This is a genomic window from Streptomyces mabaensis, from assembly GCF_053763515.1.
The window spans coordinates 25,936-46,893 of sequence record NZ_JBSOPZ010000011.1; the positions used below are offsets into that span (position 1 = coordinate 25,936).

Sequence of the window (20,958 nt, forward strand, 5' to 3'; positions counted from 1 at the left end):
ACGAGAGTCCGGTCGAGAGTCCGGTCCACCGGGGACTTGACCTCAATCTTGGTTGAGGTCCTAGCGTTCACGGTGCGCTCACAACATCTCGGAGGCACCTCATGGACATGGAAGTCACCGCGTGGACATCGCTGCACAGCGCGATGAACGCCCAGCAGGACCGGCGGCCCTTCTCCCGCGCGACGCTCCGCAGGATCGCCGCCTTCGCCCGGCCGCACCGCCGGCAGATCGGCCAGTTCCTGCTCCTCAGCGTCATCACGGCGCTGCTCGCGGTGGCCACCCCGGTCCTCGCCGGTCAGGTCGTCGACGCGATCGTCAAGGGCCAGGCGGCCGGAGTGGTCATCCGGCTCGCCGGCCTCATCGCCGTGATCGCCCTCGCCGAGGCCGGCCTCGGCCTGCTCACCCGCTGGCTCTCGGCCAACCTCGGTGAGGGACTGATCCTCGACCTGCGGACCGCCGTCTTCGATCACGTCCAGCGGATGCCGGTCGCCTTCTTCACCCGTACCCGCACCGGTGCGCTCGTCAGCCGGCTGAACAACGACGTTATCGGCGCCCAGCGGGCGTTCAGCAACACGCTGTCCGGCGTCGTCTCCAACCTCGTCACCCTGCTGCTGACCCTCGCCGTCATGCTCAGCATCTCCTGGCAGATCACCCTGCTCGCCCTCGTCCTGCTGCCGGTGTTCGTGATCCCCGCCCGGCGGATGGGCTCCCGGATGGCCAGGCTCCAGCGGGAGGCCGCCAACCACAACGCCGCCATGGGCACCCAGATGACGGAACGGTTCTCCGCCCCCGGCGCGACCCTCGTCAAGCTCTTCGGACGGCCCGCCGACGAGTCGGCCGAATTCGCCGCCCGCGCCCGCCGGGTGCGTGACATCGGCGTCCGTACCGCCATGGCGCAGTCCGCCTTCATCACCGCGCTCACCCTGGTCTCGGCCCTGGCGCTCGCGCTGGTCTACGGACTCGGCGGCTTCTACGCGCTGCGCGGCACGCTGGAGCCGGGAGCCGTCGTCGCCCTCGCCCTGCTGCTCACCCGGCTCTACGCCCCGCTTACCGCGCTGGCAGGCGCCCGCGTCGAGGTGATGAGCGCCCTGGTGAGCTTCGAGCGGGTCTTCGAGATCCTTGATCTGAAGCCGCTGATCGCCGAGAAGCCGGACGCCCGGCGGGTACCGCAGGGGCCGGTGTCCGTGGAGTTCGACGCCGTGCGCTTCGGCTACCCGTCCGCCGACAAGGTCTCGCTCGCCTCCCTCGAAGAGGTCGCGACCCTCGACACCCGCGGCGGCACGGAGGTGCTGCACGACATCTCCTTCCGCGCCGAACCCGGCCAGATGGTGGCCCTCGTCGGCTCCTCGGGGGCGGGCAAGTCGACGATCGCCCAGCTCCTGCCGCGGCTGTACGACACCGAGTCCGGCTCCGTACGGCTGAACGGCATCGACGTACGCGACCTGAGCGCCGAATCGATCCGCCAAACGCTCGGCATGGTCACCCAGGACGGCCACCTCTTCCACGACTCGGTGCGCGCCAACCTGCTGCTGGCCCGGCCCGACGCCGCCGAGGACGACCTCTGGGACGCGCTGCGCCGCTCGCGCCTCGACGGCCTGGTCGCGTCGCTGCCCGACGGCCTGGACACCGTCGTCGGCGAACGCGGCTACCGGCTCTCCGGCGGCGAACGCCAGCGGCTGACCATCGCCCGGCTGCTGCTGGCCCGCCAGCGGGTCGTCATCCTCGACGAGGCGACGGCCCATCTGGACTCCACCTCGGAGGCCGCGGTCCAGGAGGCGCTGGCCGAGGCGCTGGACGGCCGTACCGCCGTGGTGATCGCCCACCGGCTGTCGACCGTGCGGGCCGCCGACCTCATCCTGGTGATCGAGGACGGCCGGGTCGTCGAACGCGGCACCCACACCGCCCTGCTGGCCGCCGGTGGCCGCTACGAGGAGCTGTACCGCACCCAGTTCGAGCGGCCGGGGACGGAGACGGCGACGGAGACGGCCGAGCCCGTTCACTGAGGCCGGGCGCCGACGGCGGCACCGGCGAGCCGGCGCGGGTCCTCAGCGCCGGCCGGAGGCCCGCGTGGTGCGGCGCCACCCGAACGGGCCCGGCAGGTTCATGGACATGGTCCGACGGCCGGTGCTGCTGCGGGTGTGGCGCGGGCCGTTCTTGCCACCCGTCGTGATCGACCAGGACTTGCGATTGATGTTCAGCGTCACGCCCGGCAGGATCCGGAAACTCTTGCGGAAGGTGAGCGGCATGGTGTCTCCTCGGTTCGGCGGGCCGACTGCCCTGTGGCGGCGACCAGTTGGTCACCGTCTTGCCCGAGGACCGATTTCCATGTCTCGCTGTCCGGCCGAGGTCAACGGCCGCCTGTCCTGACCGGATCCCGAGGGCGTCCCGGTCGGCCGATCGGCGGCCGACCGGGACATCGGGCTCAGGGCAGGTCGAACCGGTCGAGGTTCATCACCTTGTTCCACGCGGCCACGAAGTCACGCACGAACTTCTCTCCCGCGTCCTCGGACGCGTAGACCTCCGAGACGGCTCGGAGCTGGGAGTGCGAACCGAAGACGAGGTCGACGGCGGTGGCGGTCCACCTCACCTCGCCCGTGGCGCGATCCCGGCCTTCGAATACGTTCTCGTCCGACGCCGACGCCTTCCACTCCGTGCCCATGTCGAGCAGGTTGACGAAGAAGTCGTTGGTCAATGTCTCCGGCCGGTGAGTGAAGATGCCGTACGGAGACCGCTGGAAGTTGGTGTTCAGGGCCCGCATGCCGCCGACCAGAACCGTCATCTCGGGAGCGGTCAGTGTCAACAGGCTGGCGTGGTCCAGCAGGAGCGTCTCCGGCGACAGCTTCTCTCCCGCCCGCACGTAACTGCGGAACCCATCCGCCCTGGGTTCGAGCACGGAGAACGACTCCACGTCGGTCTGCTCCTGCGAGGCGTCCGTGCGCCCCGGTGCGAACGGGACCGTGATGTCGTGCCCGGCGTTCGTCGCGGCTTGCTCGACGGCCGCGCACCCGCCCAGGACGATCAGGTCGGCGAGCGAGACCTTCGTTCCCCCGGCCGAGCGGTTGAAGTCCTGCTGGATCTGCTCGAGGGTCTGCACCACCTCGGCCACCTCGGGCAGGTCATTGGCCTCCCAGTCCCTCTGTGGCGCGAGCCGGATACGTGCCCCATTGGCCCCGCCGCGCTTGTCGGTGCCGCGGAAGCACGCCGCAGATGCCCAAGCGGTGGTGACCAGCTGGGAGATGGACAGTCCCGAGGCGAGGATCCTGCCCTTGAGGGCAGCGATGTCCTCATCCGTGACGAGTGCGTGCTCGACCTCGGGGACGGGGTCCTGCCACAGCTGTGGCTCGGGAACCCACGGGCCGAGGTAACGGGAGACGGGTCCCATGTCGCGGTGCAACAGCTTGTACCACGCCTTGGCGAACGCCACCGCGAGCTTGTCCGGGTTCTCGTGGAAGCTCTTCGCGATCGGCCCGTAGACCGGATCCAGCTTCAGCGAGAGGTCCGTCGTCAGCATCATGGGCGCGTGCCTCTTCGACGGATCATGGGCATCGGGCACAGTGCCCTGGGCCGAGGGATCCGTGGGAGTCCACTGCTTCGCACCGGCGGGGCTCGTCGTCAGCTCCCAGTCGTACCGGAACAGGTTGTCCAGGTACCCGTTGTCCCACCTCGTCGGCTCGGAGGTCCATGCGCCCTCGAGCCCGCTGGTGAGCGCGTCCGCGCCGGTGCCGCTGCCGTACGTGTTCCTCCAGCCGATGCCTTGCTGCTCGATGGGGCAGCCTTCGGGCTCCGGGCCGATGTGCTCGGCATCGACCGCACCATGACACTTGCCGAACGTGTGGCCGCCGACGATGAGCGCAACCGTCTCCTCGTCGTTCATCGCCATACGCCCGAACGTCTCGCGAATGTCCCGGGCAGCAGCCATCGGATCCGGGTTGCTGTTGGGCCCCTCCGGATTGACGTAGATCAGTCCCATCTGCACGGCGCCGAACGGACCGGCGAGTTCCCTGTCGCCGCTGTAGCGCTCATCTCCGAGCCATGTGTCCTCGGGCCCCCAGAAGATCTGCTCGGGTTCCCAGATGTCCTCTCGCCCGAAGCCGAACCCGAACGTCCTGAACCCCATCGATTCCATGGCACAGTTGCCGGCGAAGACCAGAAGGTCGGCCCAGGAGATTTTCCGTCCGTACTTCTGCTTGACCGGCCAGAGCAAGCGGCGTGCCTTGTCGAGGCTCGCGTTGTCCGGCCAGCTGTTGAGGGGCGCGAAGCGCTGAGCGCCGCTGCCGCCACCGCCCCGGCCGTCGGCGAGGCGGTACGTTCCCGCGGCATGCCAACTCATCCGGATGAAGAGGGGCCCGTAGTGGCCGTAGTCGGCAGGCCACCAGTCCTGGGAGGCCGTCATCACCTCGAAGACGTCCCGCTTCAGCGCGTCGAGGTCGAGGGTCGCGAACTCTTCCGCGTAGTTGAAGTCCTCGCCCATCGGATTGGACTGGGGCGAGTGCTGGTGGAGAACCTGAAGGTCCAGCTGATTCGGCCACCAGTCCTGGTTTCCCTTGGGCCGAGTCGGCGTGGGGGTAGGGGAGGGGATTACTGGGTTCTCGCTCTCGCTGCCGGGCACGTCCGTCCTTCCTGTTGGCATTGCTGGTGCCGAGCACTGCGCACCGTGCTCGGCGTCCGTATGGTCGCGCACAGCAGACCGCACCGCTACGAGAACACGCAGAGCCTCCCGTCTGACAAGAACTCAAGTCTCGATCGCAGATCGAAGGCTGCCAGGGCATCGCAGCTTTCCCCGGGCCGGAGAAGGCCCGGGGAAAGCTGACCGGACATGCGGATCGTTGTAGGTGCGGAGACCGCCCTTGACCTGCAGAAAGCAGGCAGGGAGCAGACGAAACGGGAGCTTCTCCATGCTTCGTACCATGTTCAAGTCCAAGATCTAGCATTTGGACGTCTGCGCAGGCCAGGGGCATGCTGGAGGCCCCTCAGGTCAGCAAAAGGTCAGCATGCGTCGCAGCCTTGTCTCCGCTTCCTGGCCTTCCGCCCTCTGCGCAGTGCCTGTGCATGGTTGCCCGCTACCGCTCGGAAGCCTCGATACGTGGCCCGACAGCTCGCCCGTGGCATGGGGTTCTGAGTGGTCAGCATGAGGCTGATCGTGATGAGGGGGCAGCGGGCTGAGGGCAGCATTCCGCCGATCGCGTCACCCATGATCTTTCCTCTGGTCCGGGAATGAGCGGAACGCCTCTCCGGCCGCCGCACGGGATAGGCGTCTGTGCTGATCCTGTTCGGCATTCCTGGCGAAGGGGCGACGGTGAGGGCTAAAGGGGCGAGGGGGGCAGGTTCAGTGTCAGTCGTCATCTGTGAACGGGATCGAGTCCAGGTCCCCGTCGAATTCCCAAGCACCCAGCAGTGGGTCGGCAATGTCAACGGGTCGGCCGTCCGCGCCGGGCAGCGCCTGTTCGGTCCAGATGCACTTCCCGGTCCCCGTGTAACGAGTCCCCCACCGCTGTGACAGCGCGGCGACGAGCTGCAGGCCACGACCGCCTTCGTCCGTCTCCGAAGCACGTCGGACGTGGGGCATGGTCAGGCTGCCGTCGTAGACCTCGCACACGAGGCTCGCGCTGTGCAGCAACCGCAGCCGTGCTGGGCCCTTCGCGTACCGGAGAACGTTTCCGACCAGCTCGCTCGCCAAGAGTTCCGTCGTTGTCACCAGGTCGTCCAACTCCCAGGCAGCGAGCTGCTCCCGGACGTGCTTGCGGGCCTCGCCGGCCGCCTGCAGGTCGTCCGACAGCGACCACGAGGCCATCCGGGCGGCGGCCAGCGCATGGACGCGGGCCACGAGCAGTGCGGCGTCGTCATCGGAGGAGTCTTGTTCCGTGGTGAGCAGCCCGGTCGCGAGGGTGTCACAGAGCTGGTCGAGGTCTTTCACGTCGGCGCTTTTCAGCAATCGGGCGAGATCGGCCATCCCCTCGTCGATGTCGCGCCGCCGGGATTCGATCAAGCCGTCGGTGCAGAGCACGAGGAGAGTCTCCTCGGGCAGCACGAGCTCCACCGTCTCGAAGGGGGGCTCCGCCGCGCCGAGAGGTGGATTCGGGTCACCCTCGAGGAAGCGAAGGGTTCCGTCGGGGTGGACCACGGCTGGCGGCGGATGTCCGGCGCTCGTGAAGGAGCAGAGCCGAGTCGTGGGGTCGTAGAGCGCGTACAGGCAGGTGGCGTACGAGTCGTCGCCGAGGCCGCCGACGATCTCGTTGAGGTGGACCATGACCTCGTCGGGGGGGAGTTCGAGATCGGCGAGTGTCCGGACGGCGGTACGCAGCCGCCCCATCGTGGCCGCCTCGGACAGTCCATGACCGACCACGTCGCCGATGACGAGCGCCACGCGCCCGGAAGACAGCGGGATCACGTCGTACCAGTCACCGCCGACCTCGCTGCCGCGCCCCGCGGGAAGGTACCGGGCGGCGGCCGTACAGGCGGGCAGGTCGGGCAGCTCACGGGGGAGCAGGCCGCGCTGGAGCTCTTGAGCCCGGGCGTGTTCGGCGTCGTACAGCCGGGCCCGCTCAAGTGCCTGCGCGACGAGGCCGCTGATCGCGGTGAGCAGGGTCCGTTCCTCGCCGGTCAGCCGACGTGGGCGGTCGAAACTGATCACGCAGACGCCGAAGGGTCGCCCGGACGCGGCCAGCGGCAAGAAGGCCCAGGACTGCGCGCCCGCCTCGCCTGCCCCCTCGGCGAGCTCCGGGTATCGGGCGGCCAGCTCTTCCGGCGAGGAGACGAACACGGGAGTACCTGTCAGCAGGTCGTCCGCGATCGGACTCGTGGCGGCGAGCGGCCGACCGTCAATCCGGTCCAGGAATCCCTGCGTGTAGCCGACGGCCCCGACGTTGTACACCCTGCTGCCCTCGACGGCCTGCACGATGAGTCCCGCTGCGCCGAACGGCGGCAGCACTCGGGACGCCACGGCGTCCACCACGTCGCGCGAGGTCGTCGCCGTGGCGAGCGCCGTTGTCAGCTCGGCGATGCGCGCGGCGCGTTCGGCCGCGGCCCTCTCCGCTGCCTGCTGTTGGGCGTCGCGCCGCCGCTGCTCGGTGACGTCTGTGAAATAGCAGGTGGTGCCGCCGGGCCCCGGGATGAGCCGCAGGTGGTACCAGCGCCCGGTGCCGGCAAGCTCCATGTCGAAGCCAGCCGCAGTGGACGTGGCGGCGGCATCCCGGCAGCAGGCCTCCAGGTCCGCCACCTGCCGCAGGGTGCGGAGTTCCCACAAGACGTGGCCGATCAGCTCCTCGGAGGTACCGAGGGTGCGCTCCGCCTGCACGTTGACGAACACGATGCGCCAGTCGTCGTCCACCGCCAGGAATCCGTCGCTCATGTGGCGCAGGGCGCGGCTGAGCGCGTCCCTGGCCGAGCGGGATTCCGTGCTGTCCCACGCCATGCCGACCATGCGTACCGGTTCCCCCTGATCATCGAGGACCACCTTGGCGCGCGACTTCGTCCAGCTGTAGGCGCCGTCCGGGCGGCGGGCCCGGTACTCCACCTCGTAGACGCTCCGGTCGCGGATCGCCTTCTCGAGCACGGAAAGCGTCCACGGCAGGTCATCGGGATGGACGATCTTCAGCCAGCTCTCGACCGGTGGTGCGGGGTCGGTCGCCTCGATTCCGAAGAGGGCCATGCTCGCTTCGTCCAAGGCCAGCTCCCGGGTCGTAAGGTTCCATTCCCACGAGCCGACCCGGACCTCTTGCAGAGCCTCCCTCAACTGGCTTCCGGTGAACTCCGTCCCAGGCGGCCGGGCAGGCGGCTGCCCCTGGCTCATTCGCTCCTGGGCCCAGCCTGCAACGGCTCGCAAGACATCCCACTGGCCGGGGGTCGGTTCCCCTTCGTCGCCCGTCAGCACGGTGAGCGCGCCCACCGCGTGCTCGCCGCTGAACACGGGGGTTGCGGCCAGGCCCGTCCCGGGCCACAGCTCGGCTCCCTCGCCGGGCACCCACACGCCGGTGCTCTGGCGTACGGCGCGCGCCGGCGCCTCGGTGCCCTCAGGGTCGACGATCTCCCAACGCCGGGTGACGGCCGGGGGCAGCCCGGTCGAGGACACCAACCGCAGCGCGGTCATGTGGCCACGCAGATGCATGGTTCCGCCCAGCCCGCCCAGCTCGGCCACCGCGTGCTGGAGGGCCAGCCGAAAGGCCTCACTCTCCGTGACGTCAACGTCCACGGTGGCGAGCCAGGCCAGCCGCTCGCTCATGGGGCAACTGTACGTTTTTGCAACGCGAGGGGCCTGTCGCCAGGTCCAAGTCTGGTGATCGATCGTGGTAAGGACCGTGCTAGATTCGGCAGATGTTCGAAAGTGGGGATACGGCTCGCGCATCGACGTCGAATTCGATGCTCAGCATGCATCGCGCTATGCAGATGCTCGAATATCTCGCCGAGAAGCCGATGCGAGCCACCGAACTCGCCGAACGCACCTCCACGAAATGGGCGACGGCCCACCGCACCCTGTCCTACCTCCGGGATCATGGATTCGTACGTCGGGACGAGGCCACGGGCCTGCACTACGTCGGACGCCGGTTGTTCGCCATCGGATCGGCCTATCTGAGTGAGCACCCCCTCTTCCACACGGGCGAACCACTCATGCGGACAGCGGCCGACCGGACCGGAGGGTTCGTTCAGCTGGCCGAACGCGACGCGTACGCGTCCGTGGTGATCGCGAGTGTCGAACCGCGCGACCCGATCCCCAGCCTCTCGTACGCCAACACGTACCGCCCGTACCCCCTGCACGTCGGCGCCCGGGGACTGGTACTCCTCGCCTTCGCCCCGGACGAGTTCATCGACGCGTACATCGACCACTTCTCGACGGCTGAGGAAGAGGGCGCGATCGATGACCCTGCTTCGATGCGAGCCATCCTTGAGCGCACAAGGGAATCCGGTCTGGCGACCACCGACCGCGACATCACCAGGGCCACGACGGCGACCGCCGCTCCTGTGCGCAACGCCGAGGGCGCAGTAATGGCGTCCGCCTCCATTGTCAACGCGCGCGACGACGACCACGACCCCAAGGAAGCCCGGGACGCCGTGCTGGGCCTGGCGGCCTCCTTGTCCCAGATGCTCGGGTGGCGCGGGCAGATCGCCCCTCGCTAGTCGACCTACGCGCGCAGTCGTACGGGCACATACGCGTGTGGCCCTTGCCGGCATCATTTCCGGCGAGGGCCACACGCGGTGGGGAGTCCGTGGTGGACGGCCTAACGGGGACATGTGCGGAGTCAGCCGATCTGCGGGGGTGCGGATGTGACGGTCGATGGCACTGGAGCCGGAACGCCGCGCCTTCCGACAAGGCCGATCAGGGCAGTCAGCACCGACACCGCTCCGAGCACGACCCAGCCGGCGTCGAAGCCGGCCACGGGGACGACCCTGCCGAAGGCCACGGGGACGAGGAAGCCGCCGACCGCCGCGAGAGACAGCATGAGACCGATGGCGGTGCCGACGTGCTCGGGGTCGATGCGGGACACCACCACCGGGATGCAGAGCCAGGCCGGGAAGCTGAAGAGGAACAGGAAGCCCACGACGGCTGAGACGACCCACAGCAGGGGCGCGGGAACCAGGGGAACCAGGAGCAGAGCCGCTCCCATGGTGAGGAATGGAAGGACGATCACGAGCCGGTAGTTGTTCACCCGGTCCGCGACCCGTCCCCCGACCAGGCTGCCCGGGATGCCGGCGAAGGCGAGTACGGCCCCGAGCATGCCTCCTTGGCCGGTCGTGAACCCGAGCTCGCTCACCGCGTACTCACCGATCAGCTGTGAGGCCGTGAAGTAGGCGCCGTAGACGCCCACCATGGCGCAGCCGTAGATCCACAACTGCCGGTCGCCCATTGCCTTGGCCAGGCCGGCTCGGGTGATCTCCCCGCCGGACAGTTTGGCCACGCCGGCGGGTGTGCGGAACCAGAACGCGTTGGCCACGGCCAGTGCGACGCTGAACGCTCCGCAGACCACGAGCATCGTGCGCCAACCGACGGCCTCGGTGAGGACCGCGCAGGCGTACAGGCCCAGCGCGACACCGGTGCTGAACGCCGCACCGCCCGTGATTCCCTGCGCCAGGTTGATCTCATGGTTCCGGAACCACACGCTCACCGCTGCCACCGAGACCGACAGGAAGATCGACGCGCCGATGCCCGTCACCACGCGGTACACGGCCAGATCGCCGTACCCGACGGCGAGCCCCGACAGCGCTCCCCCGACGCCCTGCATCAGACCGCCGAGGACGAGGGTGCGCTTCATGCCGAACCGCGTCGCAAGGATGCCGGCGGGCATGTGGACGACGCCGTATCCGATGAGGAACAGGGCGATGAGGAAGGCGAGCTGGGAGAATGAGGCGCCCAGGTCCGTGCTGATCGGCGCGAAGGCCGAAGCGATGTTGAACCAGTTGAGCGTCAGGCCGATGTATCCGGCCACGAGGAGAACGAGCATCTGCCAACGAGCGGCGTAGGGATCTCTGTGTGCGTGAGAGGACACGCGTCTTCCTTCTCTAGGAGTGAATGCCCGTGACCGAGCGAGGGCCCGTCGGGCACGCGGCGCACGGGACCGTACCGGGCGGAGGGGCAGTGGCCCCGATCCGCCCGGCTGGGAGGCGACCCGTCAGCAGGGGGCGATCAGTGGTCGGTGTCCTCGGAGGGCCAGAGGGCACCGTCGGCGACAAGTGCGTAGTGGCGCATCAGCGCGCGGGGCGCGTCGACGGCCAGTGCCGCCGTGGCGCGTCCGTCGCGGGTGTAGATCGCGACCAGCCCGGACTCACCCGGGGTTCCGGCGACGATGTGGACGTGGTCGTCCGCGGCCGGCGACCCCACCAGCTGCATACGAGTGCCGAACTGGTCGGTCCAGAAGGAGGGCAGCGCGTTGAGTTGTGAGGCGGCCTCGTCGTCGACCGTCAGAGTCCCGGCGACGATGTTCTCCGCCACGACCGCGGCTTGCAGCGGTACGTGGTTCCAGTGCTCCGACCGCACGGCTTGTCCATGGCGGGGTGAGTGCCAGCTGGCGGCGTCGCCGAGAGCGAGGACGCCGGTGACGGACGTACGGCCCGCGTCGTCGCAGACCACGCCGTTGTGCACGTCTACCCCCGAGCCACGCAGCCAGTCGGTCTCGGGGACACCTCCGAATCCGATGACGACCAGGTCCGCGTCCAGAACGCGGCCGTCGGCGAGCCGCACACCGGTGACGCGTTCCGTGACGATGAGGCCCTCGACACCGGTTCCGAGTTCGAGCGCGGTGCCGTGGGCCCGGTGCAGTCGTGCGAAGTGGTCTCCCAGGACGGGGCCCAGGACCGCGTGCATCGGTGACGGCTGCAGATCGACGAGTGTCACGTCGCGGCCCAGGGCGCGAGCGCTGGCGGCGACTTCACACCCGATGAAGCCCGCGCCCAGGACCACGACCTTCGTCGCCTGCACCAGTTGGGTGCGTAGCGCGACGCCGTCCTCCATGGTGCGCAACACGTGCACACCGGCGAAGTCGGCAGGGAAGGGAGGCCGGCGGGCGGAGGAACCCGACGCGATCACGACGACGTCGGCGTCGACCGTTGAACCGTCGTCGACGGTCACGGTCTTCACCGTGCCGTTGATGCTCAGCCCGGTGGCCCGACGGCCGGCACGCAGGTCGATCGAGAGACGGGCCAGCTCCTCCTCGCTCATCAGGTAGAGCGACTCGGTTTCGGCGCTGCCGGTGAGCAGGTCCTTGGACAGTTGGGTGCGGTCGTAGTGGGCCCGGACCTTCTCCGCCCCGAGTACCGTCACTCGGCCGTCGTGGCCGAGCCGCCGAAGCTCCTGGACGAGCGACATCCCGCCGAGCGAGGCGCCGACCACTACCACATGCTCAGGAGACGTCATCGGTCCACCACCTCAAGGGCACGGGCCGGGCAGGAGCGGACCGCACGCTCGGTCTTGGCGCGCAGCTCGTCCCCCGGCTCGTCATCGAGCACGACCACCCGGTTCTCGTCCTCGTCCAGGTCGAACACGGCGGGGGCCTCGAGCATGCAGCTGCCGTAGCCGCGGCACTTGTCGAGATGGGCGATCACTTTCATGGCTTTACCTCTGGATTTTCGGTTACGAAGGGGCGCAGGGCGGCTGCGGCGGGAAGGCCGGCCGGGTCAGCCGACGAGATAGCCGCCGTCGATGGGCAGGACGGCTCCGGTGATGTAGCGGGAGCGGTCGTCGGCGAGGAAGACGATCCCGTCCGCGACCTCGTCGACCGTGCCTGGCCGTTGCATCGGAACCGACCCGCCGACGGGCGTCGGCTCGTCCGGGACGTCTCCGGACCGCGCGTCGGCGCGCAACGCGGCGGCGCTGGTCTCGAAGAGGCGGGTCGGGATCCAGCCGGGGGCGACCGCGTTGACGCGGACACCCTGCGGTGCCACCTCGGCGGCCACTTTCAGGGTCAGACCGACCACCGCATGCTTGGACGCGATGTACGCGGCGCCGCCGCCGCGAGGGACGATTCCTGCCGACGAGGCCACCGTGATGACGCTGCCCCGTCGCCGATCGACCATGGCGGGGAGCACGGCGCGCAGAACGTTGGCGGTGCCCTGGACGTTCACCCGGAGCACGGCTCCCCAGACGGAGTCGGTGAGCTCGGCGAACGGCTGGTTCTGATCGAAGATGCCCGCAGCGTGTACCACGACGTCGAGTGGACCCAGCTCGTCCACCGTCGCCCGGACCGCCTCGGAAACGGCCGCGTCGTCGGTCACGTCGACGGCGTACGCCGCAGCCCGGGCGCCCGACGCCCGTATCTCCTCGACCGTTTCCTTCACTCCGAGGCCGGACAGGTCCCATGCCGCCACCGCGTAGCCGGACCGGCCGAGAGCCCGGGCGGTCGCGGCTCCGATGCCACTGGCGGCGCCGGTGACCAGCGCGGCGGGCCGGGCCGCGACGGGGACGGGGGCGCTCATGATCCGGCCGGCTTCTTGACGCGGAGCAGGTCGACCGCGTGGCCGATTCCGGCCGCCCGCGCGCTCTCGAACACCGCGCGGGCGGCGATGAGATCCTGCAGCGCGGTTCCGACCGACTTGTACACCGCGATGTCCGTGGGGTTTTGCCGGGGCGATTCGTCCACGGTGAGCTGCGCCAGCGACCTCAGCTTGTCGTCCAGCACACCGGCCTCGTGTGCGGCGATCAGGTCGCCGGACTCTCCGCGCGCCTGGGCCGGCGCATCGCTGACGACGAGGGAGGCGCGGGCGATCACGTCGACGTCGAGCTCGCGCAGTGCGGGCATCGTGGAACCGATCGACAGAACGGTCGCGCCGGCGCTGAGCCACTCTCCGCGCAAGGCCACGCGCCCGGTTCCGATCCCCGTGTTCGTGGCGACGACAACCACGGGTGCTGTGGCGGCCTCCTCGGCCGCGTCCACCGGGTCGACGGCGATCCCGAGCCGCTCGGCCATGCGATCAGCGAAATTCTTGCGCCGCTCGGCGTTGGGGCTGAACACCGAGACCCTGGTGACGTCGAGGGCGGCGCAGACTCCCTCGAGGTTTGTCTCGGCTTCGAGTCCTGAACCGATCAGCCCGACCTCGACTGGGGCGGTGGGACTCAGCAGCCCGGCGGCGACTCCGGTCGCGGCGCCCGTGCGTGCGGCGGTGAGGTAGGCGCCGTCGAGCTGGGCGAGAAGCTCGCCCGATGCCTCGTCGTACAGACCGATCAGGTATTGAACACCGCCGCTGGCGACCTGGTTGAACACCTTGAAGCCCATCACGCCGGCGCCGCCGACGACTCCGGGCATGAGGCGGAAGAAGCCCGGCTGCGCATCCAGGTTGATGCGATCGGGGAGCTGGGTGCCGCCTTCTGCCTCGACCCGGTACCCGTCGCGCAGCGCATCGACGAGGTGATCCATTCGGAGGGAAGCGCGGACTTGGTCGTCCGTCAGGAGAAGCATGGTCGACATCTCATTTCTCGACCGCGTGAGCCGCGGTCGGGTCACAGGGGCTGGGAGCTGGCTTCGGGCCCGAAGGGCTGGTCCAGGAACCGGGAGAACGTGTCCGGTGACTGCCAGCTGATGCTTTCGAGGGCGAGGGGATCCAGGTGCACGTGATGGCCCAGCCGAAGGGACCGGATCTCGACCCGGTGTCCGTTCCGGGTCCTGATCTTGCTGATCCGCACGGCGGTGAACTCGTTGATCACCGTGAACTCCGCCTCGACGACGTCCCCTTCGGCCGGGGGGCCCGCACCCGCGTGCGGGGCATCGCCGGACACTCAGACCACCATCCGCAGATGGGGCAGACGCACGACGCTCTCGTCGAAGGTCACGGTGCGGCTCACCAGGCCCCAGCCGTCCGGACGACGTCGCACGACGTCGCGGCGTCCGGCCGGCGCGATCACTGCGGGGTGCGACTGGTGCACGGCGCTGATGAGTACGTTGCTGTCGACGACGTATTCGCCCTCGCTCTCGCCAGGCTCGGCCACGACGTTGGTGACGAAGCGGCGGATGCGGTGCAGCGGTACCTCGCCCCACGCGAAGTCGATGTGGTCGGGCTCGAAGCGCCGCGCCCAGAGCGAGGCCAGTGAGTCCTTCGACTCGTCGACCAGATACGCCCCGGGGACCGTGGGTGACAGCGCCGGATCGTCACGCGTGACGGTGACGGGAACGTGGTAGGTGAACTCGTCCTCCAGGAGAGGAAGCCAGTTCGGGTAGTCGTACCTGTCCAGCAGCCGTGCCTCGATGTCGTAGAAGAGGCGCAGCGAACCGGATGTCACGCCGTCCGCTGCCCAGCTCTGTGTGAGGTGTTCCGTCTTGGCACTCATCGGGCCGTCCTCCGTCCCGTTCCCGTGGAGACGAACGAGTCGTCGTTCATGAGCTCCGCCCAACGGCGGTACAGCTCACGCTGGTTGGTCTCCGAGTGGTCGATGTCGTAGACCTCGCCGGGCCAGGACTTCTCGGTGTCCACCGCCGCGTCGAGGCCGCCCTCGTAGACGAAGTCCGTCGTCCGGGAGACCGGGCCACGGCTCATGTCGGCGACACTGGTCCAGTTCTGCAGATCGTCGGTGTCGAAGATGCCGGCCAGGCCGACCATGCGCAGGTTGGCCCGCTGAGAATGCGCGCGCTGCTCGTCGTCGTACCACTTCGGCACGAGTGTGAAGAGCATCAGTTCGCTGTGCATGCTGTCGATCGGCCGCCACAGGCGGAACTGCACGTACGACACCGCCGGTGTGTCGTCGCCGGAGGAGAGCGCCGGGGCGTCGATGAACGACAGGTTCGGGAAGATGTTCCCGTGGAATACCGACAGCCGTGACATGAGGTCGATCTGGTCGGCGTCGAGACCCTGTGCCATCTCTTGCCACTTCTCGTGCGGGTAGCCGAAGAACATCGGCTGGTCACCCGGCAGGTCGTAGTGCTGGACCCGGAAGGTGTGGCCGTTGCCGGCGACGATGCACCGCCCCCGCATGTCAGCCATCGACACTCCTGCGAGCTGAGGCAAGGCGTCGGTGTTGAGGTAGGTGCCCAGGTCGATGGGGCTCTTGTGTGTGGTGGCCAGGTGGTATCCGTCGCCGGCGAAGTTCTCCGAGCCGAGCTTCCAGTTGGTACGTACGCGGGCCCTGGCCGGCGGGCCGACCGCCACCAGGTCGCCGGCCTTGTCGAGAATCCCCTTGAGGTACCAGGCGGCGGGTCCGAGTTCCTCGATGAGGGGTGGTGCGTCGGGGTTCCAGCTCGCGAAGACGAGCCCGTGGAAGCTCTCCACATGGGGGACGCGGACGAGGCCGAACGCCGACTTGTCGAAGGAGGCGTCGAAGACCTGCTTGCGCTCCGGGACGCCCTTGAGATCGCCGGAGTTGGAGAACGTCCAGCCGTGGTAACTGCACCGGAAGTGTGACGAGTTGCCGAGATCGGCGCGGCACAACTGCGTGCCCCGGTGGGTGCACGAGTTGAGGAACGCCCGGATCTCCCCGCTCTCGTCGCGGGTCACGATGACGTCCTCGCCTCCGAGGTTCCGTGTGACGTAGTCACCGGGACTGGCGATCTCGCTCTCGTGCGCGACGAAGAGCCAACATCGCCGGAAGATTCGCTCCATCTCCCACTGGAACGCGTCGTCGCCCCAGTACGATTTCCGGCTCACTCGTGTGTCGGTCATTTCTGCCTTGATCATCTGCAGACTCCTGTCGTCCAGCACAGTGCGGGCGGCATTCAGAGAGTGGTATCCAGATAGTGGATAAGGCATCCACTTAGTGGGTGCCGCGAAGGTACAGCCGTGCGTATGGGGTGTCAACGCCTGGCGAATTGCACGAAAAGATCTGGTTTTCGCTGTGCGCTGCCGCCGTGCGTGTCCCGGATGCGGTGAGAGGGGGCTCGGGTGCGTCCGGGTCTGGCGGTGATCTCGGATGGCCCGTTGACCGGCCTGGAGCCTGTTGCTAACCTCCGCACATCCACTTAGTGGTCACTGTATCCACTATCTGGATATCGCACGCGCGGCTGGTCGGATCCGCGCTCAATCCAGTCGAAGGAGCATCCACCCATGAGTTACTCGCGTCTCGAGGCCCGTGACTGGGCGAAGCAGAACATGAAGGGCATCTGCGGATGCCTGCTGCCGACCTTCACCAGCGACCTCACCAAGATCAATGAGCGTGCCGTCCGGCACGACATCGATCTCGAGAAGAAGATGGGCATGTCCAGCGCACTCATCGTGTCTGAGTGCGGCACCACCTTCGACGAGCTGCTCCAGGTCACCGAAATCGCCATCGACGAGGCCGGGGACGAGCTGCAGACGGTGGTGCACGCCGCACTGCCGACCCTCGAGGACAACATCCGCCTCGTCCAGGAGTCGGAGCGCCTCGGCGCGACCTACGTCCTCCTGTCGTACCCGCTGACCTTCTACCCGACGACAGAGCAGGAGGTGTTCGACTACACCAAGGCCGTCGCCGACAGCACGAACCTCGGCGTCATCATCTTCGCGATGCACCTGTGGAACTTCCGCCGGCTGCACCCGAGCCACTTCTCACCGCAGCTCATCGGCCGGATGATCGAGGAGATCCCGAACGTCGTCGCCGTGAAGACCGAGGTCGGCGGACCCGGCGTGGGCGGCATCGCCGAGATCTTCCACAAGTACCGTGACGAGGTCATCGTCATGGATCCCATCGAGTCCAACTCCCCGGCGTGGCACTCGATGTACGGAATGCAGTGGATGGGGACGTCGAACTACGAGGCGTACGGCCCCTGGGTGGCGCGCTACTTCGACCTCATGCGCGAGGGGAAGTTCGACGACGCGATGGAGATCTACTGGAAGATCCACCCGGTGCGCGAAGCCGACTCCGCCGTCGTGGGGCAGGCCGTGGCCGGCACCGCCATGGTCCATCGCTACCTGTGGAAGTACCAGGGCTGGCTCAACGGTTTCAACGGCGGCCCGATGCGCGCACCGCTGTCCCGGATCAACGACGGGCAGATGGCCCAGCTGCGGGCCGCGGCCGTCGCCGCCGGGCTCGACGTCACGGACTCCCCTGACCAGGAGTTCTTCCTCGGTCGCAACCCTGCCTGACTCAACCTCCCCACCTCACGTAGCGAAGGATCCTCGATGACAACGTCCACCGAATCGCTGTACTCCGATCTCGTCATCGGCGCGGCACCCCCGAGCCGTGGACGCGAGGTGATCGACGTGCTCGATCCCTCGTCCGGCAAGCTTCTCCACCGCGTCCCGGACGGAACCGTCGAGGATGGACTGGCCGCTGTCGCTGCGGCGGCGGAGGCCTTCGGCTCCTGGCGAGCGACCAGTGCGCGCGACCGGTCCGAAATCCTCCGCCGCTGCTGGGAGTTGATGGCCGAGCGCGCGGACGAGATCGCGCAGCTCATTTCGGCGGAGAACGGCAAGACCCTCGCCGACGCGCGGGGCGAGGTCACCTATGCCGCCGAGTTCTTCCGGTGGTACGCCGAAGAGGCGGTGCGCGCGGTCGGGCAGCTCTCAGCGTCGCCGGGCGGCTCCAACAACATCCTGGTGTCGTACGAGCCCATCGGCGTCGCCGTCCTGGTCACCCCCTGGAACTTCCCCGCGGCCATGGCCACTCGGAAGATCGCCCCGGCCCTGGCAGCTGGGTGCACGGTCGTCCTGAAGCCTGCCGCCGAGACCCCGCTCACCGCCTACCTCATCGCCCGTCTGTGCAAGGAAGCGGGTGTCCCGGACGGTGTCGTCAACGTCGTCACCACCAGCCGCTCGGGCGACGTGGTGCGCGCGATGCTCCATGACACGAGGGTGCGGGCCCTGTCCTTCACCGGTTCCACCGAAGTGGGCCGCGTCCTTCTGCACGAGGCCGCGGACACGGTCCTCAAGTCCAGCATGGAACTGGGCGGCAACGCACCCTTCATCGTCCTCGACGACGCAGTACCGGACGACGTCGTCGAGGGGCTGATGGTCGCGAAGATGCGCAACGGCGGACAGGCGTGCACCGCTGCCAACCGCATCTACGTCCATCGCTCCCTGGTCGAGGAGGTCGCGCGGCGCCTGGCTGACAAGTTCTCCGAACTCGCCATCGGTCCGGGGACCGACCCCGCGACCGAGTGCGGCCCGCTGATCAACGAACGCGCCGTGGACAAGGTCGCGGCCTTGGTCGAGTCGGCCGTGGCGGCCGGAGCGCGGGTCCTCACCGGCGGCGAACGGCTCCTGCGCGACGGGGCGTTCTACGCACCGACGGTCCTCGTGGACGTCCCGCCGCAGGCAGACATCGTCCGCGAGGAGATCTTCGGACCGGTCGCGAGCATCATCGCCTTCGACACCGACGACGAGGTCGTCCGGGCCGCCAATGACACGAACCTCGGGCTCGCCGGCTATGTCTACACCTCCGACCTGCGCCGTGGCCTTCGGGTGGCAGGCGAACTGGAAGCAGGCATGGTCGCCGTCAACCGCGGACTGGTGTCCGACCCGGCGGCTCCCTTCGGCGGCGTGAAGCAGAGCGGCCTCGGCCGCGAGGGCGGGGCCGAAGGAATGCTCGAGTTCATGGAGTCGAAGTACATCGCCACCTCCTGGTGACCGCGGTCGGATCACAAGAAGGAGACGTCCGACCGCACGGCAAGAAAGTGAGAATCACATGTCCATCCCCACTCCCCACCCGATCACGAGCGTGCGATCCGTCTCGATAGCGGTCGAGGACCTGTCCGTCGCGCGGGCCTTCTACCGCGACCTCTGGCAGCTCGACCTGGTCAACAAGGAGGAGGGCAGGAGCTACTTCGGCTCCGGCTGTCCCAGCAACTACATCATCAAGCTGCGCCAGAACGATGTGGCCGGGATCGAGCTGACCACCTTCGATGTCCGCGACCGGGCAGGGGTCGACCTGCTGTTCGAACGGGTCGCTCGCAGCGGCACCAAGGTCATCCGCGAGCCTGGCGACCGGACGGAATTCGGTGGTGGGTACTCCTGCGCCTTCTTCGACTGCGACGGCCGCGCCATCGAACTTGCCGCCGAGGTCGAACAGCGCGCCCACCGCCCCGTCGAGCGCGGCGAGTCGAGGCCGAAGTTCATCAGCCATGTCGTCTTCAACACCAACGACGTAAACCGGACCGTCGCCTGGTACGAGACGGTCCTCGGCTTCAAGATCTCGGACTGGCTCCAGAACTTCTTCTGCTTCATGCGCACCGGGAGCTGGCACCACATCCTGGCGTTCGCCCAGTCGAAGCACACCAGCCTGAACCATGTGTCCTTCGAACTCAACGGCATCGACGAGTTCATGCGCGGGACGGGGCGTCTCATGCGCGCCGGCCATCAGCCTCTCTGGGGCCCGGGTCGGCACGGCGCGGGTGACAACACCTACTCGTACTTCCAGGAGCCGTCGAGCGGTTTCGTCATGGAGTACACGACCGAGTTGATCCAGATCGACGAGGAACACGGCTGGACGCCCAAGGTCTGGGGCACGACCCCGGAGGAACAGGACCAGTGGGGGACGGCCAATGCCTTCGACGAACTGGTGCTCGCGAAGCTGACGCCGGCCAGTGACCCGGTCCTGTGGACGCCGCCGAGTATCTGACGCCGCGTCCGCCCGGACTCGCTCGGCCCCGGTGGGTGCTCCTGGGGCCGAGCGATCACTGAGACCGGGCGGCGCCTTCCGTGTGACTCAGTCGAGTCGCCAGCCCAGTGCATGCGACAACGACCGAGCGAGGTCCACGATCGCGCGAGGGGCCGCGGCGGCGCGGTCCCGGTCTTCGTAGTAGTTGATGACGGCGGCCGAGGCGACGACCGCCCCGTGCTGGTCACGGATCGGCGCGGCCGTCGACACGCTCCACATCGTCACGTCCTGCGCGGTCACGGCGAATCCCTGCTCGCGCGTCTCCTCCAGCTTGTCGCGCAACTCCTGGGCGTCGGTGATCGAGAACTTCGTCAGCGGCTCCAGGGGAGATGCCAGGTACTCCTCGACGAACTCCGTGTCGGCGTACGCGAGAAGTACGAGACTCCGTGCACCGGTGTGCAGTGGGTAGCGCCTGCCCAGCATCGAGGACGCCGTGATCGAGTCGGCCGGTGACCGGGGCTCGACGCTGGCAATCGCCGTCGAGAACGTGCCGTCACGCTCGGCGATCTGGACGAACCCGCCGATCTCGTCGGAGAGAGTGCGCATGGCCGGCAGGCTGTTGTTCAGCAGTGCGTGGTGGTTGAGGTAGGCGGCGCCGATCGAGAACATGCGCCGGCCGACGTAATGGAGCCCACTGTCCTCGTCGCGCCACACATAGCCGTTGTCCCGAAGGTAGGTCAGCGTGCGGTGGGTCGTCGTCCACTTGGAGCCCATGGCGTCGGCCAGGTCCTTGGCCCTCATGGGTCGTTCGGCGAGCAGCTCGAGGATCCGCATTCCCCGGTCCATGCCCTGCAAGGTGGATGCTGAGGCCGATGCCTGTGTCTGCGCCATATGGCCACGCTATCAATGCGGGATCTCGCATCCGCAGGGCGGGCAAGAGGGTGCGGATTGCCTCCTGAGCCCATCTGAACTGTCGTTGACATGGATTCCTTGCGGTGAGTAGCGTATTCGCTTAGCGGTCGATGTATCCGCTGAGC

The 20,958-nt window shown here is 68.2% G+C and carries 17 protein-coding genes; 5 read left to right on the forward strand and 12 right to left on the reverse strand.

The window, feature by feature from the left end:
* The first annotated feature begins 101 nt into the window (after positions 1–101).
* Positions 102–2,003, forward strand: coding sequence for an ABC transporter ATP-binding protein (locus tag ACWV17_RS11905; protein ID WP_455359624.1), 1,902 nt, complete (start codon positions 102–104; stop codon positions 2,001–2,003).
* A 42-nt stretch (positions 2,004–2,045) separates the two neighbouring features.
* Here the strand turns inward: ACWV17_RS11905 and ACWV17_RS11910 are convergent, their stop codons facing one another.
* The 3 genes from ACWV17_RS11910 to ACWV17_RS11920 form a co-directional block, all read right to left on the reverse strand.
* Positions 2,046–2,246 (reverse strand): DUF4236 domain-containing protein, encoded by a 201-nt coding sequence (locus tag ACWV17_RS11910; protein WP_455359625.1) that lies wholly within the window; start codon positions 2,244–2,246, stop codon positions 2,046–2,048.
* Between the two features lie 176 nt (positions 2,247–2,422).
* Complete coding sequence (katG, locus tag ACWV17_RS11915; protein ID WP_455359626.1) at positions 2,423–4,630, reverse strand: catalase/peroxidase HPI; 2,208 nt, start codon at positions 4,628–4,630, stop codon at positions 2,423–2,425.
* A gap of 702 nt (positions 4,631–5,332) precedes the next feature.
* Positions 5,333–8,218 carry a SpoIIE family protein phosphatase gene (locus ACWV17_RS11920; protein WP_455359627.1) on the reverse strand — a complete coding sequence of 962 codons (2,886 nt, stop codon included), beginning with the start codon at positions 8,216–8,218 and terminating at the stop codon, positions 5,333–5,335.
* A 146-nt stretch (positions 8,219–8,364) separates the two neighbouring features.
* Between ACWV17_RS11920 and ACWV17_RS11925 the strand changes: the two genes are divergently transcribed.
* Positions 8,365–9,111, forward strand: a complete 747-nt coding sequence (locus ACWV17_RS11925; protein WP_455359628.1) for an IclR family transcriptional regulator — start codon at positions 8,365–8,367, stop codon at positions 9,109–9,111.
* A 122-nt stretch (positions 9,112–9,233) separates the two neighbouring features.
* Here the strand turns inward: ACWV17_RS11925 and ACWV17_RS11930 are convergent, their stop codons facing one another.
* From ACWV17_RS11930 to ACWV17_RS11965, 8 genes are all read right to left on the reverse strand, one after another.
* Positions 9,234–10,478 carry an MFS transporter gene (locus tag ACWV17_RS11930; RefSeq protein WP_455359629.1) on the reverse strand — a complete coding sequence of 415 codons (1,245 nt, stop codon included), beginning with the start codon at positions 10,476–10,478 and terminating at the stop codon, positions 9,234–9,236.
* Positions 10,479–10,615: 137 nt separating this feature from the next.
* Positions 10,616–11,842, reverse strand: a complete 1,227-nt coding sequence (locus ACWV17_RS11935) for an NAD(P)/FAD-dependent oxidoreductase (RefSeq protein WP_455359630.1) — start codon at positions 11,840–11,842, stop codon at positions 10,616–10,618.
* On the reverse strand, positions 11,839–12,036 hold the full coding sequence (locus ACWV17_RS11940; RefSeq protein ID WP_455359631.1) for a ferredoxin: 198 nt from the start codon (positions 12,034–12,036) through the stop codon (positions 11,839–11,841). Before ACWV17_RS11940 ends, ACWV17_RS11935 begins: the two co-directional genes overlap by 4 nt.
* Positions 12,037–12,102: 66 nt before the next feature.
* Positions 12,103–12,900, reverse strand: a complete 798-nt coding sequence (locus ACWV17_RS11945; RefSeq protein WP_455359632.1) for an SDR family NAD(P)-dependent oxidoreductase — start codon at positions 12,898–12,900, stop codon at positions 12,103–12,105.
* Positions 12,897–13,880 (reverse strand): ornithine cyclodeaminase family protein, encoded by a 984-nt coding sequence (locus ACWV17_RS11950; RefSeq protein ID WP_455359633.1) that lies wholly within the window; start codon positions 13,878–13,880, stop codon positions 12,897–12,899. The genes ACWV17_RS11945 and ACWV17_RS11950 overlap by 4 nt, the downstream gene beginning before the upstream one ends.
* A gap of 41 nt (positions 13,881–13,921) precedes the next feature.
* Entirely contained in the window at positions 13,922–14,197 is a 276-nt protein-coding gene (locus ACWV17_RS11955; protein WP_455359634.1) for a hypothetical protein, read from the reverse strand.
* Positions 14,198–14,746, reverse strand: a complete 549-nt coding sequence (locus ACWV17_RS11960; RefSeq protein WP_455359635.1) for an aromatic-ring-hydroxylating dioxygenase subunit beta — start codon at positions 14,744–14,746, stop codon at positions 14,198–14,200.
* Entirely contained in the window at positions 14,743–16,086 is a 1,344-nt protein-coding gene (locus ACWV17_RS11965; protein WP_455359636.1) for an aromatic ring-hydroxylating oxygenase subunit alpha, read from the reverse strand. The genes ACWV17_RS11960 and ACWV17_RS11965 overlap by 4 nt, the downstream gene beginning before the upstream one ends.
* A 366-nt stretch (positions 16,087–16,452) precedes the next feature.
* On the opposite strand from ACWV17_RS11965, the gene ACWV17_RS11970 reads away from it, so the two are divergent.
* From ACWV17_RS11970 to ACWV17_RS11980, 3 genes are read left to right on the forward strand one after another with little or no spacing between them, the layout of a single operon-like run.
* Complete coding sequence (locus tag ACWV17_RS11970) at positions 16,453–17,469, forward strand: dihydrodipicolinate synthase family protein (RefSeq protein ID WP_455359637.1); 1,017 nt, start codon at positions 16,453–16,455, stop codon at positions 17,467–17,469.
* A 36-nt stretch (positions 17,470–17,505) separates the two neighbouring features.
* The gene (locus tag ACWV17_RS11975) at positions 17,506–18,951 is read left to right on the forward strand and encodes an NAD-dependent succinate-semialdehyde dehydrogenase (RefSeq protein ID WP_455359638.1); all 1,446 of its coding nucleotides are present in this window, start codon (positions 17,506–17,508) and stop codon (positions 18,949–18,951) included.
* Between the two features lie 58 nt (positions 18,952–19,009).
* On the forward strand, positions 19,010–19,942 hold the full coding sequence (locus ACWV17_RS11980) for a VOC family protein (protein ID WP_455359639.1): 933 nt from the start codon (positions 19,010–19,012) through the stop codon (positions 19,940–19,942).
* An 87-nt stretch (positions 19,943–20,029) separates the two neighbouring features.
* Here the strand turns inward: ACWV17_RS11980 and ACWV17_RS11985 are convergent, their stop codons facing one another.
* Positions 20,030–20,812, reverse strand: coding sequence for an IclR family transcriptional regulator (locus tag ACWV17_RS11985; RefSeq protein ID WP_455359640.1), 783 nt, complete (start codon positions 20,810–20,812; stop codon positions 20,030–20,032).
* Positions 20,813–20,958: the final 146 nt, after the last annotated feature.

Excerpts from the sequence above, each read along its gene's own strand:
- ACWV17_RS11905 (WP_455359624.1), top strand. The coding sequence starts at position 102 with ATGGACATGGAAGTCACCGCGTGGACATCGCTGCACAGCGCGATGAAC.
- ACWV17_RS11910 (WP_455359625.1), bottom strand. The coding sequence starts at position 2,246 with ATGCCGCTCACCTTCCGCAAGAGTTTCCGGATCCTGCCGGGCGTGACG.
- katG (WP_455359626.1), bottom strand. The coding sequence starts at position 4,630 with ATGCCAACAGGAAGGACGGACGTGCCCGGCAGCGAGAGCGAGAACCCA.
- ACWV17_RS11920 (WP_455359627.1), bottom strand. The coding sequence starts at position 8,218 with ATGAGCGAGCGGCTGGCCTGGCTCGCCACCGTGGACGTTGACGTCACG.
- ACWV17_RS11925 (WP_455359628.1), top strand. The coding sequence starts at position 8,365 with ATGCATCGCGCTATGCAGATGCTCGAATATCTCGCCGAGAAGCCGATG.
- ACWV17_RS11935 (WP_455359630.1), bottom strand. The coding sequence starts at position 11,842 with ATGACGTCTCCTGAGCATGTGGTAGTGGTCGGCGCCTCGCTCGGCGGG.
- ACWV17_RS11940 (WP_455359631.1), bottom strand. The coding sequence starts at position 12,036 with ATGAAAGTGATCGCCCATCTCGACAAGTGCCGCGGCTACGGCAGCTGC.
- ACWV17_RS11945 (WP_455359632.1), bottom strand. The coding sequence starts at position 12,900 with ATGAGCGCCCCCGTCCCCGTCGCGGCCCGGCCCGCCGCGCTGGTCACC.
- ACWV17_RS11950 (WP_455359633.1), bottom strand. The coding sequence starts at position 13,880 with ATGCTTCTCCTGACGGACGACCAAGTCCGCGCTTCCCTCCGAATGGAT.
- ACWV17_RS11960 (WP_455359635.1), bottom strand. The coding sequence starts at position 14,746 with ATGAGTGCCAAGACGGAACACCTCACACAGAGCTGGGCAGCGGACGGC.
- ACWV17_RS11965 (WP_455359636.1), bottom strand. The coding sequence starts at position 16,086 with ATGATCAAGGCAGAAATGACCGACACACGAGTGAGCCGGAAATCGTAC.
- ACWV17_RS11970 (WP_455359637.1), top strand. The coding sequence starts at position 16,453 with ATGAGTTACTCGCGTCTCGAGGCCCGTGACTGGGCGAAGCAGAACATG.
- ACWV17_RS11975 (WP_455359638.1), top strand. The coding sequence starts at position 17,506 with ATGACAACGTCCACCGAATCGCTGTACTCCGATCTCGTCATCGGCGCG.
- ACWV17_RS11980 (WP_455359639.1), top strand. The coding sequence starts at position 19,010 with ATGTCCATCCCCACTCCCCACCCGATCACGAGCGTGCGATCCGTCTCG.
- ACWV17_RS11985 (WP_455359640.1), bottom strand. The coding sequence starts at position 20,812 with ATGGCGCAGACACAGGCATCGGCCTCAGCATCCACCTTGCAGGGCATG.